Annotated in this window: 16 protein-coding genes; 13 read left to right on the top strand and 3 right to left on the bottom strand. The window is 61.5% G+C overall.

The annotated features are described in order from the left end of the window. Positions 1–105 precede the first annotated feature (105 nt). The 4 genes from KSS97_RS20150 to KSS97_RS20135 all read left to right on the top strand — a co-directional run bounded on the left by KSS97_RS20150 (position 106) and on the right by KSS97_RS20135 (position 4,102). On the top strand, positions 106–786 hold the full coding sequence (locus KSS97_RS20150; protein WP_217859999.1) for a response regulator: 681 nt from the start codon (positions 106–108) through the stop codon (positions 784–786). After that, on the top strand, positions 783–2,117 hold the full coding sequence (locus KSS97_RS20145; RefSeq protein ID WP_217859998.1) for a sensor histidine kinase: 1,335 nt from the start codon (positions 783–785) through the stop codon (positions 2,115–2,117). The genes KSS97_RS20150 and KSS97_RS20145 overlap by 4 nt, the downstream gene beginning before the upstream one ends. 263 nt (positions 2,118–2,380) lie before the next feature. After that, positions 2,381–3,790, top strand: a complete 1,410-nt coding sequence (locus KSS97_RS20140; protein ID WP_217862072.1) for an aspartate aminotransferase family protein — start codon at positions 2,381–2,383, stop codon at positions 3,788–3,790. An 84-nt stretch (positions 3,791–3,874) separates the two neighbouring features. Further along, a complete protein-coding gene (locus KSS97_RS20135) occupies positions 3,875–4,102 on the top strand; it encodes an MbtH family protein (RefSeq protein WP_030141931.1) in 228 nt (75 codons plus the stop codon). 186 nt (positions 4,103–4,288) lie between these two features. Here the strand turns inward: KSS97_RS20135 and KSS97_RS20130 are convergent, their stop codons facing one another. After that, positions 4,289–5,185 (bottom strand): LysR family transcriptional regulator, encoded by an 897-nt coding sequence (locus KSS97_RS20130; protein ID WP_217859997.1) that lies wholly within the window; start codon positions 5,183–5,185, stop codon positions 4,289–4,291. A 98-nt stretch (positions 5,186–5,283) separates the two neighbouring features. Here KSS97_RS20130 and KSS97_RS20125 point away from each other — a divergent pair, with 98 nt between their 5' ends. Beyond that, on the top strand, positions 5,284–6,129 hold the full coding sequence (locus KSS97_RS20125) for a type 1 glutamine amidotransferase domain-containing protein (RefSeq protein ID WP_217859996.1): 846 nt from the start codon (positions 5,284–5,286) through the stop codon (positions 6,127–6,129). A gap of 95 nt (positions 6,130–6,224) precedes the next feature. Here KSS97_RS20125 and ppsR read toward each other — a convergent pair whose 3' ends face one another. Beyond that, the gene (gene ppsR / locus KSS97_RS20120) at positions 6,225–7,043 is read right to left on the bottom strand and encodes a posphoenolpyruvate synthetase regulatory kinase/phosphorylase PpsR (protein WP_003199510.1); all 819 of its coding nucleotides are present in this window, start codon (positions 7,041–7,043) and stop codon (positions 6,225–6,227) included. A gap of 184 nt (positions 7,044–7,227) precedes the next feature. Between ppsR and ppsA the strand changes: the two genes are divergently transcribed. The 8 genes from ppsA to KSS97_RS20080 all read left to right on the top strand — a co-directional run bounded on the left by ppsA (position 7,228) and on the right by KSS97_RS20080 (position 15,412). Then, positions 7,228–9,603 (top strand): phosphoenolpyruvate synthase, encoded by a 2,376-nt coding sequence (gene ppsA, locus KSS97_RS20115; RefSeq protein WP_030141935.1) that lies wholly within the window; start codon positions 7,228–7,230, stop codon positions 9,601–9,603. Positions 9,604–9,823: 220 nt separating this feature from the next. Next, positions 9,824–10,813, top strand: a complete 990-nt coding sequence (locus KSS97_RS20110) for an alpha/beta fold hydrolase (RefSeq protein ID WP_217859995.1) — start codon at positions 9,824–9,826, stop codon at positions 10,811–10,813. 127 nt (positions 10,814–10,940) lie between these two features. Then, complete coding sequence (gene rraA / locus KSS97_RS20105; RefSeq protein WP_030141937.1) at positions 10,941–11,432, top strand: ribonuclease E activity regulator RraA; 492 nt, start codon at positions 10,941–10,943, stop codon at positions 11,430–11,432. Positions 11,433–11,456: 24 nt separating this feature from the next. Then, a complete protein-coding gene (cmaX, locus tag KSS97_RS20100) occupies positions 11,457–12,452 on the top strand; it encodes a divalent cation transporter CmaX (protein ID WP_217859994.1) in 996 nt (331 codons plus the stop codon). 63 nt (positions 12,453–12,515) lie between these two features. Further along, on the top strand, positions 12,516–12,761 hold the full coding sequence (locus KSS97_RS20095; RefSeq protein WP_014337331.1) for a hypothetical protein: 246 nt from the start codon (positions 12,516–12,518) through the stop codon (positions 12,759–12,761). A gap of 2 nt (positions 12,762–12,763) precedes the next feature. Next, positions 12,764–13,588 carry a mechanosensitive ion channel family protein gene (locus KSS97_RS20090; protein ID WP_003199523.1) on the top strand — a complete coding sequence of 275 codons (825 nt, stop codon included), beginning with the start codon at positions 12,764–12,766 and terminating at the stop codon, positions 13,586–13,588. A gap of 91 nt (positions 13,589–13,679) precedes the next feature. Next, positions 13,680–14,270, top strand: coding sequence for an RNA polymerase sigma factor SigX (gene sigX / locus KSS97_RS20085; RefSeq protein WP_025212681.1), 591 nt, complete (start codon positions 13,680–13,682; stop codon positions 14,268–14,270). A gap of 107 nt (positions 14,271–14,377) precedes the next feature. Continuing rightward, positions 14,378–15,412, top strand: a complete 1,035-nt coding sequence (locus KSS97_RS20080; RefSeq protein ID WP_030141939.1) for an OmpA family protein — start codon at positions 14,378–14,380, stop codon at positions 15,410–15,412. A gap of 254 nt (positions 15,413–15,666) precedes the next feature. Here the strand turns inward: KSS97_RS20080 and cobA are convergent, their stop codons facing one another. After that, positions 15,667–16,422, bottom strand: a complete 756-nt coding sequence (gene cobA / locus KSS97_RS20075) for a uroporphyrinogen-III C-methyltransferase (RefSeq protein ID WP_217859993.1) — start codon at positions 16,420–16,422, stop codon at positions 15,667–15,669.

Raw genomic sequence — 16,422 nt, 5'->3', positions numbered from 1 at the left:
GCGATACCGGCAGGCGCCAATGATCGCCCATATTTGCCCGACTCGTCGCATAATGTCGGCTTAATCGGCCACCCGCCTAATCTACCTTTTTCCGTGGGGCTCACCATGCACGTACTGGTCTGCGAAGACGATGAGTTGATTGCCAGCGGCATCGTTGCCGGGCTCACGGCTCAAGGCCTGACCGTCGAGCACGTCGCCACCGCATCGGCGGCGCGGGCGATGGTCGGCGTGGCGACATTCGACGTCATGGTGTTGGACCTGGGCCTGCCGGATGAAGATGGCCTCAAGTTGCTCAAGCAGCTACGCCAGCAAGGCCTGGAAATGCCTGTGCTGATCCTTACCGCGCGGGATTCGGTGACCGACCGGGTCGATGGCTTGCAGGCCGGGGCCGATGACTACTTGCTCAAGCCCTTCGACCTGCGCGAACTGGCGGCGCGCTTGCACACGTTGCTGCGGCGCGTGGCCGGGCGCAGTGTCAACCTGATCGAGCATGGTCGCCTGACTTATGACCCGAGCAGCCGGGAAACCACCTTGGACGGCCAACCGGTGGACCTGTCCCGCCGCGAGCAGGCGCTGTTGCAGGCGCTGCTGCACAGTCGTGGCCGGGTGCTCTCCACCGAGCAACTCAAGGACAGCGTCTATGGCTTCAACGACGAGTTGGAAAGCAACGCCTTGAACGTCCATATCCACCATTTGCGGCGCAAGTTGGGCAACGGGATTGTCGAGACGGTGCGCGGCCTGGGCTATCGCCTGGGGCCGGCCGATGGCGGGGAATCGGCCAAGTGATCAGCCTGCGACTGCGCCTGAGCCTGACCCTCGGCGCGGCCTTTGCCCTGATCTGGGCCTTGGCCGCTGCCTGGATGCTCAGCGACCTGCGCAACCAGATGATGTTTTCCCTCGACCAGCGCCTGGTGGCTTCGGCGCGGATGGTCGCCGGCTTGCTGGAGCAGTTGCCGCCGGTACCCAGCAAGGGGGAGGGCACGCATTTCAGCGCGGAACAATTGAGCGTCCCAGGTGGCATGGCCTGCCAGGTCAGCTCGCTGCGCGGGGAGATTCTGGCGCGTAGCCATGACACCCCGGGGCAGCCACTGGAAGCCGAGAAAATGGGTTTCCACGACCAGATGATCGACGGCGCGCCATGGCGCAGTTTTACCCTGGCCCGAGGCGACTTGCGCATTACCACCGCGGACCGCCAGATCGAACGCGAGGCGTTGAACCTGTCGGTGCTGCTGGCGGCCTCGGTGCCGGTCGGCGTGGCCTTGCTCGGTTGCCTGTGCCTGCTGTGGCTGGGCATCGGCCAGGGCTTGGCGCCGCTCAACCGCATGCGCGATGCACTGACGCGGCGCAACGCGGATTCCCTCGAGCCGTTGCAGATTCACCCATTGCCCAGCGAATTGCGGCCTTTGCTGGAGACCCAGAACCAGTTGCTCCAGCGCATCGGCAAGACCATCGAGCGCGAGCGACGGCTGACCGGCGATGCCGCCCATGAACTGCGCAGCCCGTTGACCGCCATCAAGACACACCTGCAGGTGGCGCGCATGACCGAGGGCGCCGCCCGTGACCAGTCCCTGGCCCGGGCGGAAGAGGGCGCCGACCGATTGCATCGCACGCTGGAGCAACTGTTGCTGCTGGCCCGGGTGGAGGGCAGCCTGTCGTTCGATGACGGGGTGCAATGCAACGCCGAGCAGGTTGCGCGGCTGGCCATCCAGGACGCGACCGGCGGCGCACCCCAGCGGATCAAATTGCAGCTGTCGCCTCAACTGACCGATGCGCCGGTGCAGATGCCGGCCGTGCTGTCCATCGCCGCGCTGCGCAACCTGCTGGAGAACGCCGTGCGCCATACCCCGGACGACACCGAGATCGAGTTGAACGTGGAAATGATCGGCCAGCGTGTGCGGTTCCAGGTGCGCGACCACGGTCCTGGCATCGCAGCCGACGATATCCAGCACCTGACCCAGCGCTTCTGGCGCAATGGCCAGAGCAACGGCTGCGGACTCGGGCTGGCGATTGTCCAGGCCATCGTCCAGCGTTGCGGCTGCGGCCTGCAGTTCGACAGCCGCCCGGACGGGTTGCGTGTCGAGCTGACCGTGCCGGTGCAACTATCGCCCGGTCCGTAGATAACCTGTGGCGAGGGAGCTTGCTCCCGCTGGACCGCGCAGCGGGCTCAAACCTGTGGGCTTGATTCATCTGACGGTCCGCGTGTCCTGGCTTGAGGGGCTGCTGCGCAGCCCAGCGGGAGCAAGCTCCCTCGCCACGGTCTTTATCCGGCAGTAAATCCTTGCCTCGCTGATGCGTTTCCACAACAGGAAACCTGCATGTGCGCTTCGGAATGCGCACCTGCCCGGTGCGCCTTTTGGTCATTCATCCCGGGGTCGAGAACATGCCAGTCACCAGTCCTATCCAAGCACCGCCAGCACGGGTCAGCCCTGCGCCGGTCGAGACGCTTTATCAATTCAACGAATCACCCTTGCTGGCCCGCCAGAGTCGCCAGGAATCCAATGCCCGCAGCTATCCACGACGAATCCCCTTGGCCCTCAAGCGCGCCAAGGGTCTGTACGTAGAAGATGTCGAGGGCCGCACGTTCATCGATTGCCTGGCCGGCGCCGGCACGCTGGCGCTCGGGCACAACCACCCGGTGGTGATCGAGGCGATCCAGCAAGTGCTCGCCGATGAGCTGCCCCTGCACACCCTGGATCTGACCACGCCGGTCAAGGACCGCTTTGTCCAGGACCTGTTCGGCCTGTTGCCGGCGGCCCTCGCCGCTGAAGCGAAAATCCAGTTCTGCGGCCCTACCGGCACGGACGCGGTGGAAGCCGCGCTCAAGTTGGTCCGCACCGCAACGGGGCGTAGCACGGTGTTGTCGTTCCAGGGCGGTTATCACGGGATGAGCCAGGGCGCGCTGAGCCTGATGGGCAGCCTGGGGCCGAAGAAGCCTTTGGGGGCGTTGCTCAGCAACGGCGTGCAGTTCATGCCGTATCCCTATGATTACCGCTGCCCGTTCGGACTGGGCGGCGCGGAGGGGATCAAGGCCAATCTGCATTACCTGGAAAACCTGCTGAACGATCCGGAGGCCGGCGTGCAATTGCCAGCAGCGGTCATCGTCGAAGTGGTGCAGGGCGAGGGCGGTGTCATACCGGCCGATCTGGATTGGCTGCGCGGCCTGCGGCGGATCACCGAGCAGGCCGGGGTGGCGCTGATCGTCGATGAAATCCAGAGTGGCTTTGGCCGGACCGGCAAGATGTTCGCGTTCGAGCACGCCGGCATCATTCCGGACGTGGTCGTACTGTCCAAGGCCATCGGTGGCAGCCTGCCGTTGGCGGTTGTGGTTTATCGCGATTGGCTCGATACCTGGCTGCCGGGAGCCCATGCCGGGACTTTCCGCGGCAACCAGATGGCCATGGCCGCCGGTTCTGCGGTGATGCGCTACCTGGTGGAGCACAACGTGTCGGCCCACGCCGCCGCCATGGGCGAGCGCTTGAGCGAGCACTTGCACATCCTGCAGCGGGATTTCGCGGAGTTGGGTGACATTCGCGGTCGCGGCCTGATGCTCGGCGTCGAGCTGGTGGACCCGACCGGCAAGCCGGACGCCTTGGGGCATCCGCCGGTGCATGCACGCCTGGCGCCGCGGTTGCAGCGTGAATGCCTCAAGCGCGGATTGATCCTCGAGCTGGGTGGCCGCCAGGGCGGCGTGGTGCGTTTCCTGCCGCCGTTGATCATTACCGCGGCGGAAATCGACCGGGTCGCCGAGATTTTCCGGCGCGCCCTGGAAGCGGCCGTCGCCGACGCCTAATTTTCATCCGGCTCGGTACGTCCCTTTTCATACCTTGGCCGCGCCCGTGGCGCGGCGAACCTTGAGCAACGACGGAGAAACACCATGACTTCAGTATTCGACCGCGAGGACATCCTCTTCCAGGTCGTGGTCAACCACGAAGAACAGTATTCGATCTGGCCGGACTACAAGGCCGTTCCCGAGGGCTGGCGCACCGTCGGCAAGAGCGGCTTCAAGAAGGAATGCCTGGCCTACATCGAAGAGGTCTGGACCGACATGCGGCCGTTGAGCTTGCGCAAGAAGATGGAAGAGCAGGCGGCAGCGGCTCACTAACTGTTGAAGCTGTGGCAGCACGGAAATTTTCCAGTAGGGCTGTAGGGAAATACAAATCTTGCAGTCACGTCGGGCCCCATGTGGGAGCGAGCTTGCTCGCGATAGCGGCGGATCAGCAACATTGATGCTGACTGACACTCCGCAATCGCGAGCAAGCTCGCACACACAGGGGGTGGCGTTTACCACCTATTGTTCCGCCATGAAATCAATCAACGCCCGCGCCGCCGCCGGCAATTGTCGATGGGGCGGGTAGATGATGGAAAACGTTCGACTGCGGCCGCCAAAGTCCTCCAGCAACTCCACCAGTTCCCCTCGCTCGATTCGCTCCCGGACAATGAAATCATAGGTCTGGCAGATCCCCATCCCGGCCTGGGCCAGGGATACGATGCCCAGCACGTCATCGGACACTTGCACATTGCCCGCCGGCAACCATTCACGATCTTCCTGGTTTTCGCGAAACAGCCACGGCGCGATGCGTCCGCTGCTGGGCATCACAAAGGGCAGGCAGGCGTGGGCGGCCAGTTCATCGATGCGCAGGGGCGTCCCGGCGCGCGCCAGGTAGCGCGGCGCGGCCACCAGGCAGAGGCGGGCGTCTTCCAATTTGCGGCCGACCAATCCACTGTCCGGCAGCGGCCCGAGGCGGATCGCCAGGTCATACCCTTCGGCCACCAGGTCCACATTGCGGTTGGTGATGCTCAGCTCGACCCGCACCTGCGGGCAAGCCTGGGCGAAACGCGACAGCAGCGCCGGCAGGCGGTAATGGCCATAAGTGGTTGGCACGCTCAGGCGCACGCGGCCTGTCAACACGCCGTCCTGGCCCTGGATTCGTCGCTCGGCATCATCAATCAGGGCAAAGGCCGAGCGCGACTGTTCCAGGTACAACGTCCCCGCATCGGTCAGGTTCAGCCGTCGGGTGGTGCGGCGCAACAGCTGCACCCCGAGCCGGGCTTCGAGGCGCGAGATGGCGCGGCTCAGCACCGAAGGCGTGGTGCCGAGGGCGATAGCGCCAGCGCTGAGGGTGCCTTTTTCCACGACGGTGACGAAGGCTTCCACATCGGCCAGATGATCGAATCGACGGGCCATTATTGCCTCCAGAGGCCAAGTGATATTCCTGGAAGCCAGTTTATCGCCGGCAGGCGCATCAATACAGTGAGCACAACTTTTATCGAAGCGGAGTCATCATGAAAAAGCTCACTGCCTTGGCAACGTCTGTCGTTCTGGCCGGTATCAGTGCCGCGGCCCATGCCGACAACGTGCTCGTGGTTCTGTCGGATGCCGATCATCTGGATCTGAAAAATGGCCAGGTCTTTTCCACAGGGTTCTACCTCAACGAGCTGCTACAACCGGTGAAGCTGTTGCTGGATGCCGGTCACCACGTGACCTTCGCCACGCCCGAGGGCAAGGCGCCGACCCTGGACCGCTCCTCGGTGGACAAGATGTATTTCAATAACGACGCGGCGGAGCTTGAGCGCTACCAGGCGTTGCTGGCCCGACTGAAAATCACCTCGCCCGAAGACTCACCGGTGATCAGCCTGACCCGTGCCGAACAAATGGGCCTGGATCGGTTCGATGCGCTGTACGTTCCTGGTGGGCACGCGCCGATGCAGGACCTGCTCACCAGCGCGCCGCTGGGCCGGGTCTTGACGCACTTCCATGAGAAAGGCAAAACCACCGCACTGGTCTGCCACGGGCCGATCGCCCTGTTGTCGACGCTACCCGATGCCAACGGCTTCGTCGGCCAGCTGGCCACCAAGGGCCAGGCCTCGGCCCAGTCCGGCTGGATCTACGCGGGCTACAAGATGACGGTAATCAGCAATCAGGAAGAGGAGTTGGCCAAGGGGCTGCTGGGTGGTGGGGCCATGAAATTCTATCCGCAGACTGCATTGGAGCAGGCGGGCGGCCAATACAGCAGCAATACCTCGCCGTGGACGTCCCATGTGGTCATGGACCGGGAGTTGATCACCGGCCAGAACCCGGCGTCGGCGCTGGAGGTGGGGCAGGCGCTGGTGAAGCGACTAGAGCCTTAAGCTACAAGCTACAAGCTACAAGCTACAAGCTACAAGCTAACAGCGGCCACTCTGGCTTGCAGCTTGCAGCTTGCAGCTTGCAGCTCATAGCTGCCTTATTTGAACCGCCGCTCCACCCCTTTCTCCACCAGGATCTTCGCCGAAATCTCTTCCACGGAAAAATGCGTGGAGTTGATGTGGGGAATGTTCTCCCGCCGGAACAGGTTTTCCACTTCGCGCACTTCGAACTCGCACTGGGCGTAGCTTGAGTAGCGGCTGTTGGGCTTGCGCTCGTTGCGGATCGCGGTGAGGCGGTCCGGGTCGATGGTCAGGCCGAACAGCTTATGCTGGTGGGCGCGCAGGGCGCTGGGCAGTTGCAGGCGCTCCATGTCGTCTTCGGTCAGCGGGTAGTTGGCCGCGCGGATGCCGAATTGCATCGCCATATACAGGCACGTCGGCGTCTTACCACACCGCGACACACCCACTAGGATCAGGTCGGCCTTGTCGTAATAATGCGTGCGGGCGCCGTCGTCGTTGTCCAGCGCGAAGTTGACCGCCTCGATCCGCTCCATGTAGTTGGAGTTGTGGCCAATGGAGTGGGACTTGCCGACCGAGTAGGAAGAATGCTCGCTCAGCTCCTGCTCCAGGGGCGCCAGGAACGTGGAAAAAATGTCGATCATGAAACCATTCGACGTTGCAAGAATCTCACGGATGTCTTGATTGACGATGGTGTCGAAGATGATCGGCCGGAAACCGTCGGTTTCGGCGGCTTTATTGATTTGCTGTACCATGGCCCGCGCCTTGTCGACGCTGTCGATGTACGGGCGTATGAATTTGGCGAAGGTAATGTTTTCGAACTGTGCCAACAGGCTTTGGCCTAGCGTTTCGGCCGTGATGCCGGTGCCGTCGGAGATAAAGAAAGCAGATCGTTTCATTTGCGCCTTGGGCCTTAAGCTAGTGAGCTAGTCACGATTCTTGGATATGATAGGCGCGATTTGCCGGCCGCCCGTGGCCCGCATTCTCACTTATTTTCCAGGTCCAGGCCATATCGCCGGCTAGCGCTCCCCTGGAGCCGTCGGTGCCTTGAGCTTTTCCAACACAGTTAGTGGAGAGATCACCTTGGTAGAGTACGTAGTTTCCCTCGATAAGCTCGGCGTCCATGATGTAGAGCATGTGGGGGGCAAGAACGCATCCCTGGGCGAGATGATCAGTAACCTCGCCGGCGCCGGCGTCTCGGTGCCAGGTGGCTTCGCCACGACCGCCCAGGCTTATCGTGATTTCCTGGAACTGAGCGGCCTGAACCAGCAGATCCACGATGCGCTCGATGCCCTGGACGTCGATGACGTCAATGCCCTCGCCAAGACCGGCGCCCAGATCCGCCAGTGGATCATGGAAGCCGAGTTCCCCGAGAAACTGAACGCCGAGATCCGCACCGCTTTCGCCAAGCTCTCCGAAGGCAACCCCGACATCGCCGTCGCCGTGCGCTCCTCGGCCACCGCCGAAGACTTGCCGGACGCCTCGTTCGCTGGCCAGCAGGAGACCTTCCTGAACATCCGTGGCGTGGAAAACGTCATCCGGGCCGCCAAGGAAGTCTTCGCCTCCCTTTTCAACGACCGTGCCATTTCCTACCGCGTGCACCAGGGCTTCGACCACAAGCTGGTCGCCCTGTCCGCCGGCGTGCAGCGCATGGTCCGCTCCGAAACCGGCACCGCCGGCGTGATGTTCACCCTCGACACCGAGTCGGGCTTCCGTGACGTCGTGTTCATCACCGGTGCCTACGGCCTGGGCGAAACCGTCGTGCAGGGCGCGGTGAACCCGGATGAATTCTATGTCCACAAGGGCACGCTGGAAGCCGGTCGCCCGGCCATCCTGCGCCGCAACCTGGGCAGCAAGGCCATCAAGATGGTCTACGGCGACGAAGCCAAGGCCGGTCGTTCGGTCAAGACCGTCGACGTCGACAAGGCCGACCGCGCGCGCTTCTGCCTGACCGACGCCGAAGTCAGCGAACTGGCCAAGCAGGCGATGATCATCGAGAAGCACTACAAGTGCCCGATGGACATCGAATGGGCCAAGGACGGTGACGACGGCAAGCTGTACATCGTGCAGGCCCGCCCGGAAACCGTGAAGAGCCGCACCCAGGCCAACGTCATGGAGCGCTACCTGCTCAAGGAAACCGGCACCGTGCTGGTGGAAGGCCGCGCCATCGGCCAGCGCATCGGCGCCGGCAAGGTGCGGATCATCAAGGACGTCTCGGAGATGGACAAGGTCCAGGCCGGCGACGTACTGGTCTCCGACATGACCGACCCGGACTGGGAACCGGTGATGAAGCGCGCCAGCGCCATCGTCACCAACCGTGGCGGCCGTACCTGCCACGCGGCGATCATCGCCCGTGAGCTGGGCATCCCGGCCGTGGTCGGTTGCGGCAATGCCACCGAGTTGCTCAAGGATGGCCAGGGCGTGACCGTTTCCTGCGCCGAAGGCGACACTGGCTACATCTTCGAAGGCGAGCTGGGCTTCGACATCAAGAAGAACTCCGTGGACGCCATGCCGGAGCTGCCGTTCAAGATCATGATGAACGTAGGCAACCCGGACCGCGCCTTTGACTTTGCGCAGTTGCCGAACGCCGGCGTGGGCCTGGCCCGCCTGGAATTCATCATCAACCGCATGATCGGCGTGCACCCCAAGGCACTGCTGAACTACGACGGCCTGCCGCAGGAAATCAAGGACAGCGTCGACAAGCGCATCGCCGGCTACGACGATCCGGTCGGTTTCTATGTCGAGAAACTGGTGGAAGGCATCAGCACCCTGGCGGCGGCGTTCTGGCCGAAGAAGGTCATCGTGCGCCTGTCGGACTTCAAGTCCAACGAATACGCCAACCTGATCGGCGGCAAGCTCTATGAGCCGGAAGAAGAGAACCCGATGCTGGGCTTCCGTGGTGCTTCGCGCTACATCAGCGAGTCGTTCCGCGATTGCTTCGAACTCGAATGCCGCGCCCTCAAGCGTGTGCGCAACGAGATGGGCCTGAGCAACGTCGAGATCATGGTGCCGTTCGTGCGGACCCTCGGTGAAGCGAGCCAGGTCGTCGACCTGCTGGCGGAAAACGGCTTGGCCCGTGGCGAAAACGGCTTGCGCGTGATCATGATGTGCGAGCTGCCGTCCAACGCTATCCTGGCCGACGAGTTCCTCGAATTCTTCGACGGTTTCTCCATCGGTTCCAACGACCTGACCCAGCTGACCCTGGGCCTGGACCGGGATTCCGGGATCATCGCCCACCTGTTCGACGAGCGTAACCCGGCGGTCAAGAAGCTGCTGGCCAACGCCATTGCTGCCTGCAACAAGGCCGGCAAGTACATCGGCATCTGCGGCCAGGGCCCTTCGGACCACCCGGACCTGGCCAAGTGGCTGATGGAGCAGGGTATCGAAAGCGTTTCGTTGAACCCGGACTCCGTGCTGGAAACCTGGTTCTTCCTGGCTGAGGGTCAGGCTGCGGTCTGATCGAGTGAAGGGAGCTCACCGGTAATGTAAGCCGGGTAACCTTGTGGGAGCGAGCTTGCTCGCGATTGCGGAGTGTCAGCCAGCATTGATGTTGCTGACCCACCGCCATCGCGAGCAAGCTCGCTCCCACAGGGTCCATGGCTGTCAGTTCATTGGCCCCTTTTGATTTGAAGTAGGGCGGGCTCCATCTGGAAGCCGCCCTTTTTTGTGCAAGAAGATTATGCAAAGCAGCAGCAATCTATTTCCCGTCGCCCTGATCAGTGCCGAGCGGCGCGGTGATCTGAGCGAAGATGTCTATCGCCTCAAGCCCGGCAACAGCCCGGACTACAGTGTCGAGCTGGCCGTCACCCGGCTGGGCATGGCCGATGCCGGCGAAAGCCGTGGTGTCCCGGTGATCCTGTTGCACGGCAGTTTTTCCAACCGACGCTTCTGGTACTCGCCCAAGGGCCTTGGCCTGGGGGCGTACCTGACACGCCTAGGCTTCGATGTCTGGATTCCCGAAATGCGCGGCCATGGCTTGTCCCAGCGCAACCAGGGCTATCGCAACAATCGCGTGGCCGACTACGCCCGGTATGACCTGCCGGCCATCGGCGCCTTTGTGCGCGAGCAAAGTGGACAAGTGCCGCACTGGATTGGCCATTCCCTGGGCGGTATCACCTTGGCGGCAGCCCTGGGTGGCCATTACCTGGGCGAGCCCGCCGTGGCGTCGGCGGCATTTTTCGGCACCCAGGTCAGCCGCACCTATTGGCCGTTGAAAATCCCGCCGGTGGAATGGAGCGGGCGTTTCATTCTCAAGCGTTTCGCACAATTGTCCGGTTCCAAGCTCAAGCGCGGCCCGGAAGATGAACCCATCGGACTGGCCCTGGAGAGCATGCGCTGGTATGGCCTGTTCGGGCGTTTCGGCGACGCCGAGAAAAATTGGTGGGCAGGGCTGGCCGATGTGCAGGTGCCGGTAATGGCGGTGAGTGCGGCCGGCGATCACCAGGATCCCACCTGGGCTTGTCGAAAATTGTTCGAGCAGATCGGTTCCGAGCACAAGCAGTTTGTCTGCCTGGGGCGGGAACAGGGCTTCACCGGTGATTTTGGCCATGTCGAGATGCTCGTCAGCAAGGCCGCGCAAGCGGAGGTCTGGCCGCTGGTAGGGCGCTGGTTGCAAGACCAGCAGGCGTCATTGCTGGCGGACCAGCCCAGGCTGGCCGAAGCGGTCTGATACCGAGGCTCTGGCCAGGGGCATTTCGCTCTGGCCGGCTTGCGGCTAAGATATGACGCGCTACGTTGTTCCGGTCACAAACGGTTGTTCATTCAGCCAGACGTTCAAGCCCAGCAGGAGTTGTTCGATGAACCATTACCTCACGCCCGACCTGTGCGATGCCTACCCGGACCTGGTGCAAGTCCTGGAGCCGATGTTCAGCAATTTCGGTGGCCGCGATTCCTTTGGCGGTGAAATCGTCACCATCAAATGCTTCGAAGACAACTCGCGGGTCAAGGAACAGGTTGAACTCGACGGCAAGGGCAAGGTGTTGGTAGTCGACGGCGGTGGATCCCTGCGCCGGGCGTTGCTGGGCGACATGCTGGCCGAAAAGGCTGCGAAAAATGGCTGGGAAGGGCTGGTGATCTACGGTTGCATCCGCGACGTCGATGTCATTGCCCAGACCGACCTTGGCGTCCAGGCCCTGGCCAGCCACCCGATGAAGACTGATCGGCGTGGCGTCGGCGAGCTCAACGTGGCAGTGACCTTCGCTGGCGTGACCTTCCGTCCGGGCGAATACGTCTACGCGGACAACAACGGCGTGATCGTCTCGCCGAGCCCGCTGAAAATGCCTGAATAAGCGTCTTGACCATAAGGGATGAGGATGTTCGAGGAAGAAAACGCGCAATGGGGGCTGGTGCATGCCCTGGTGCTGGATGGAAAAGGCGGCGCGCGTTCGATAGCCCGGACCGAACTTGACGATCTGCAACTGCAGGCCCACGAAAGCCTGTGGCTGCATTGGGATCGCAGTCATCCGCAGACCCATACGTGGTTGCGCAAATCCAGTGGCTTGAGTGAGTTCAACTGCGACCTGCTGCTGGAGGAGAACACTCGTCCCCGCCTGCTGCCGCTGCCCAACGCCGAGCTGCTGCTGTTTCTGCGCGGAATCAACCTGAACCCGGGCGCCGAGCCGGAAGACATGGTCTCGGTGCGCATCTTCGCCGCCGCCCAGCGGGTGATTTCCCTGCGGCTGCGGCCGTTGCGCGCCACCGATGAGCTGCTGGCCGAGCTGGCCGAGGGCAAGGGGCCCAGGACGGCGTCGGAACTCATCCTTTATATGGCGCAATACCTGACTAACAAAGTGCAGGACCTGGTGACGTGCCTGTCTGAAATCGTCGATGGCGAGGAAGAAAAACTCGACACCGACGAACGGTATACCCCCGAGCATGACGCCATCCTGCACATCCGCCGAAGGGCCGCCGGGCTGAAGCGATTCCTGGCGCCGCAACGGGATATTTTCGGGCAGATGTCGCGAATCAAGTTGCCCTGGTTTGTCGAGGACGACGGCGACTACTGGAATGAATTGAACAACAGCCTGACCCGTTACCTCGAAGAGCTGGAATTGACCCGGGAGCGCGTGGGGCTTGTGCTGGAGGCCGAGGACCGGCGTCTTTCGGTGCGCATGAACCGCACCATGTACCGCTTCGGCATCATCACCGGGATTTTCCTGCCGATGAGTTTTCTCACCGGCCTGCTGGGCATCAATGTCGGCGGCATTCCGTTTTCCGAAAGCCCCTACGGCTTCATCGTCGCCTGCCTGCTGATGGCCTGCGTGGCCCTGGGACAATGGTGGCTGTTCCGCCGTTTGCGTTGGGTGTGATGGGATTTCATGTGACCCGGCGAAATTTGATCGCGTCTTCCACAGACATCACGAGAGGTGCGTATGCACGATCCGTTTGAACAGTCTCTGCGCGACATGCTCAAGGCTTCGCCGTCCAGCCGTGACGATGACGCCTGCCTGGGCCGTGTACTCAAAACCGCCAACCGCCAGGTCGGCGCTGGCGATCTGTTCAGCCTGCTGGGCCGCTGGCTGCCCGCGCTGATGATCGCCCTGAACAACGGGTCGGCCCACGTCTCGCCGGTTTCCCGTCGCAAACCTGTTACTCGCACCGCTGATAAGGCTGACTGAATATGGAACTCGATCTCTGGACCCAGAGCCTCGTCACGGCAATGACCGCGTTGTGGACCAAGGTGGCTAATTTCATTCCCAATCTGTTCGGCGCCCTGGTGGTGCTGTTGTTGGGCTTCGTCGTGGCCAAGCTGCTGGACACGCTGCTGTCCAAGCTGCTCGCCAAATTGGGCCTCGATCGCCTGATGGGCGGCACCGGCCTGACCAAACTGTTGTCCCGTGGCGGCATCCAGGTGCCAATCTCGACGCTGGTGGGCAAGATCGTCTATTGGTTTGTCCTGCTTATATTCCTGGTTTCCGCCGCTGAGTCCCTTGGACTGGAGCGCGTTTCGGCGACCCTCGACATGCTGGCGCTGTATTTGCCGAAGGTCTTCGGTGCCGCGCTGGTGCTGCTGGTCGGTGTCTTGCTGGCGCAACTGGCCAATGGGCTGGTACGCGGCGCGGCCGAGGGGGTTGGGCTGGATTACGCCGCCGGCGTCGGGCGAATCGCCCAGGGCCTGGTGATCATCATCAGTATTTCGGTTGCGATCAGTCAGTTGGAGGTCAAGACAGACCTGCTCAACCATGTGATCGTGATTGTCTTGATTACCGTTGGTCTGGCGGTCGCGCTGGCAATGGGGTTGGGAAGCCGGGAAATTGCCGGTCAGATTCTTGCGGGAATCTATGTGCGTGAATTGTATGAGGTTGGGCAACAAGTGCGTGTTGGCGAGGTCGAAGGCCAGATCGAAGAGATCGGCACGGTGAAAACCACATTGCTGACCGAGGAGGGCGAGTTGGTGTCGCTTTCCAATCGGATCCTGCTGGAACAGCATGTGAGTAGCCGCTAACCCGGCAAATCCTGCTAATGTATGCCGCCGCAAAATGCCTGTCATCGCAGATTGCGGCGCACATTGACCTAGACTGTCGGCCCGACTTGTTTTGAACAAACCCCAATCGCTATCCACGCGCTACGACCCCCGTGATCTCTCCGATGAGGAGTTGGTTGCGCGCGCGCATACGGAACTGTTCCACGTAACACGCGCTTACGAAGAACTGATGCGGCGTTACCAGAGAACATTATTTAACGTTTGTGCACGGTATCTTGGGAACGATCGCGATGCTGATGATGTCTGTCAGGAGGTGATGTTGAAGGTGCTGTACGGCTTGAAGAACTTCGAGGGGAAATCGAAGTTCAAGACGTGGCTATATAGCATCACCTACAACGAATGCATCACGCAGTATCGCAAGGAGCGGCGAAAGCGTCGGTTGATGGACGCGTTGAGCCTTGACCCTCTCGAGGAAGCGTCTGAAGAAAAGGCGCCCAAGCCCGAGGAAAAGGGTGGACTCGATCGCTGGCTAGTTTATGTGAACCCGATCGACAGGGAAATTCTGGTGCTACGATTTGTCGCAGAACTGGAATTCCAGGAGATCGCAGACATAATGCATATGGGTTTGAGCGCGACAAAAATGCGTTACAAGCGCGCTCTTGACAAGCTGCGTGAGAAATTTGCAGGCATTGCCGAAACTTAGTTCGGCGCAAATATCTCTTACGTGTAGGCAAGTTCTGATAGACTTGCCGCCGAGTTGTCCCCCGGTTTGCGGGACTGCTTCACAATCACCAGATGGGGATTTAACGGATGAAACTGAAAAACACCTTGGGCTTTGCCATTGGTTCTTTGATTGCTGCCACTTCGTTCGGCGCTCTGGCACAAGGCCAAGGCGCAGTTGAAATCGAAGGCTTCGCCAAGAAAGAAATGTTCGACAGCGCTCGTGATTTCAAGAACAACGGCAACCTGTTCGGCGGTTCGGTTGGTTACTTCCTGACCGACGACGTTGAACTGCGTCTGGCCTACGACGAAGTGCACAACGCACGTACCGAAGACGGCACTAACGTCAAGGGCGCGAACACCGCTCTGGACGCTCTGTACCACTTCAACAACCCAGGCGACATGCTGCGTCCTTACGTCTCTGCCGGTTTCTCTGACCAGAGCATCGACCAGAATGGCAGCAACGGTCGTAACCGTTCTACCTTCGCCAACGTTGGTGGCGGCGCCAAGCTGTATTTCACCGACAACTTCTACGCCCGTGCCGGCGTTGAAGCTCAGTACAACATCGACCAGGGCGACACCGAGTGGGCTCCTAGCGTCGGTATCGGTGTGAACTTCGGTGGCGGCTCCAAGCCTGCTGCTGCTCCAGTTCCAGCTCCGGCTGAAGTTTGCTCCGACAGCGACAACGATGGCGTGTGCGACAACGTCGACAAGTGCCCTGACACCCCAGCCAACGTAACCGTTGACGCTGATGGCTGCCCAGCTGTTGCTGAAGTCGTACGTGTTGAGCTGGACGTCAAGTTCGACTTCGACAAGTCTGTTGTTAAAGAAAACAGCTACGGCGACATCAAGAACCTGGCTGATTTCATGAAGCAGTACCCATCCACCAGCACCACTGTTGAAGGTCACACTGACTCCGTCGGTCCTGACGCTTACAACCAGAAACTGTCTGAGCGTCGTGCAAACGCCGTCAAGCAAGTTCTGACCAACCAGTACGGTGTTGAATCGTCCCGCGTTCAGTCTGTTGGCTACGGCGAATCCCGCCCAGTAGCTGACAACGCCACTGAAGCTGGTCGTGCAGTTAACCGTCGCGTAGAAGCGCAGGTTGAAGCCCAAGCTAAGTAATTAGCCCGAAGCTTTGGAAAAACCCGGCCTAGGCCGGGTTTTTCTTTGCCTGGGATTTATACAGGGAACATAAAACCTGTGGGAGCAAGCCTGCTCGCGGAGGCGACCATTCTGCCGACTTATCTCCCCCGGCGTACGCAGATCCAACTGTGGGAGCGAGCTTGCTCGCGATGGCTGTGTGTCAGTCAATGTATGTGTGACTGAACCACCGCTATCGCGAGCAAGCTCGCTCCCACAGGTTTTGGGGTTGTCTTTTAGAGGATTGAAGCCTGCGCGAAGGTAGAAGGCGAGGTGGCCAATTCGGCAGCACCGGCCACCGCGCCAATCACCAGGATCGCCGGGCTCTTGAGTTGAAACGCACCGGCATCGGTTTCCATCGAGGCCAGGTCGCTGCGGCAGTCGCGTTGATGGGGCAGGGAGGCGTTTTCGATCATGGCCACGGGCGTATCCGCCGCGAGGCCACCGGCCAGCAATTGCTCACGGATCTCGCTCAGTTTCGCCACGCCCATGTACACCACCAGCGTTGTCCCGCCCTGTGCAAGGGCTTGCCAGTTCAGGCTGCTGCCATCCTGGGTGTGGGCGGTGACCAGCGTCACGCCCCGCGCAACGCCGCGCAACGTCAGGGGAATGTCACACTGGGTCGCCCCCGCGAGGCCGGCGGTGATGCCATTGACCAGTTCCACTTCAACGCCATGCTCGCGCAGCCACTGCGCTTCTTCACCGCCCCGGCCGAAAATGCACGGGTCGCCGCCCTTGAGGCGTACCACGCATTTGCCTTGGCGGGCATAACGCAGCATCAACCGGTGAATGAACGCCTGGGGGGTCGAGCGGCAACCGCCGCGCTTGCCCACGGCGATGATGCGCGCATCGGGGCAGTGCTCCAGCACCGCGTCGTTGACCAGGTCATCGATCAACACCACGTCGGCTTCGCCCAAGGCGCGCACGGCTTTGAGAGTCAGCAATTCAGGGTCGCCGGGACCCGCACCGACCAGCCAGACTTTTGCGTTCAT

Origin of the sequence: Pseudomonas alvandae (genome assembly GCF_019141525.1) — a bacterium.
Classification (GTDB): Bacteria; Pseudomonadota; Gammaproteobacteria; order Pseudomonadales; family Pseudomonadaceae; genus Aquipseudomonas; species Aquipseudomonas alvandae.
Note: the sequence above shows the minus strand (reverse complement) of the source record. Positions and strands in the feature narration are given on the sequence as shown.

Bases quoted from the DNA above. Each gene is read 5' to 3' on its own strand.
- KSS97_RS20130 (WP_217859997.1), bottom strand. From the start codon at position 5,185: ATGGCCCGTCGATTCGATCATCTGGCCGATGTGGAAGCCTTCGTCACC.
- KSS97_RS20110 (WP_217859995.1), top strand. From the start codon at position 9,824: ATGCAAAGCAGCAGCAATCTATTTCCCGTCGCCCTGATCAGTGCCGAG.
- KSS97_RS20135 (WP_030141931.1), top strand. From the start codon at position 3,875: ATGACTTCAGTATTCGACCGCGAGGACATCCTCTTCCAGGTCGTGGTC.
- cmaX (WP_217859994.1), top strand. From the start codon at position 11,457: ATGTTCGAGGAAGAAAACGCGCAATGGGGGCTGGTGCATGCCCTGGTG.
- KSS97_RS20080 (WP_030141939.1), top strand. From the start codon at position 14,378: ATGAAACTGAAAAACACCTTGGGCTTTGCCATTGGTTCTTTGATTGCT.
- KSS97_RS20095 (WP_014337331.1), top strand. From the start codon at position 12,516: ATGCACGATCCGTTTGAACAGTCTCTGCGCGACATGCTCAAGGCTTCG.
- KSS97_RS20125 (WP_217859996.1), top strand. From the start codon at position 5,284: ATGAAAAAGCTCACTGCCTTGGCAACGTCTGTCGTTCTGGCCGGTATC.
- KSS97_RS20090 (WP_003199523.1), top strand. From the start codon at position 12,764: ATGGAACTCGATCTCTGGACCCAGAGCCTCGTCACGGCAATGACCGCG.
- KSS97_RS20150 (WP_217859999.1), top strand. From the start codon at position 106: ATGCACGTACTGGTCTGCGAAGACGATGAGTTGATTGCCAGCGGCATC.
- rraA (WP_030141937.1), top strand. From the start codon at position 10,941: ATGAACCATTACCTCACGCCCGACCTGTGCGATGCCTACCCGGACCTG.
- KSS97_RS20140 (WP_217862072.1), top strand. From the start codon at position 2,381: ATGCCAGTCACCAGTCCTATCCAAGCACCGCCAGCACGGGTCAGCCCT.
- cobA (WP_217859993.1), bottom strand. From the start codon at position 16,422: ATGAACGCAAAAGTCTGGCTGGTCGGTGCGGGTCCCGGCGACCCTGAA.
- ppsR (WP_003199510.1), bottom strand. From the start codon at position 7,043: ATGAAACGATCTGCTTTCTTTATCTCCGACGGCACCGGCATCACGGCC.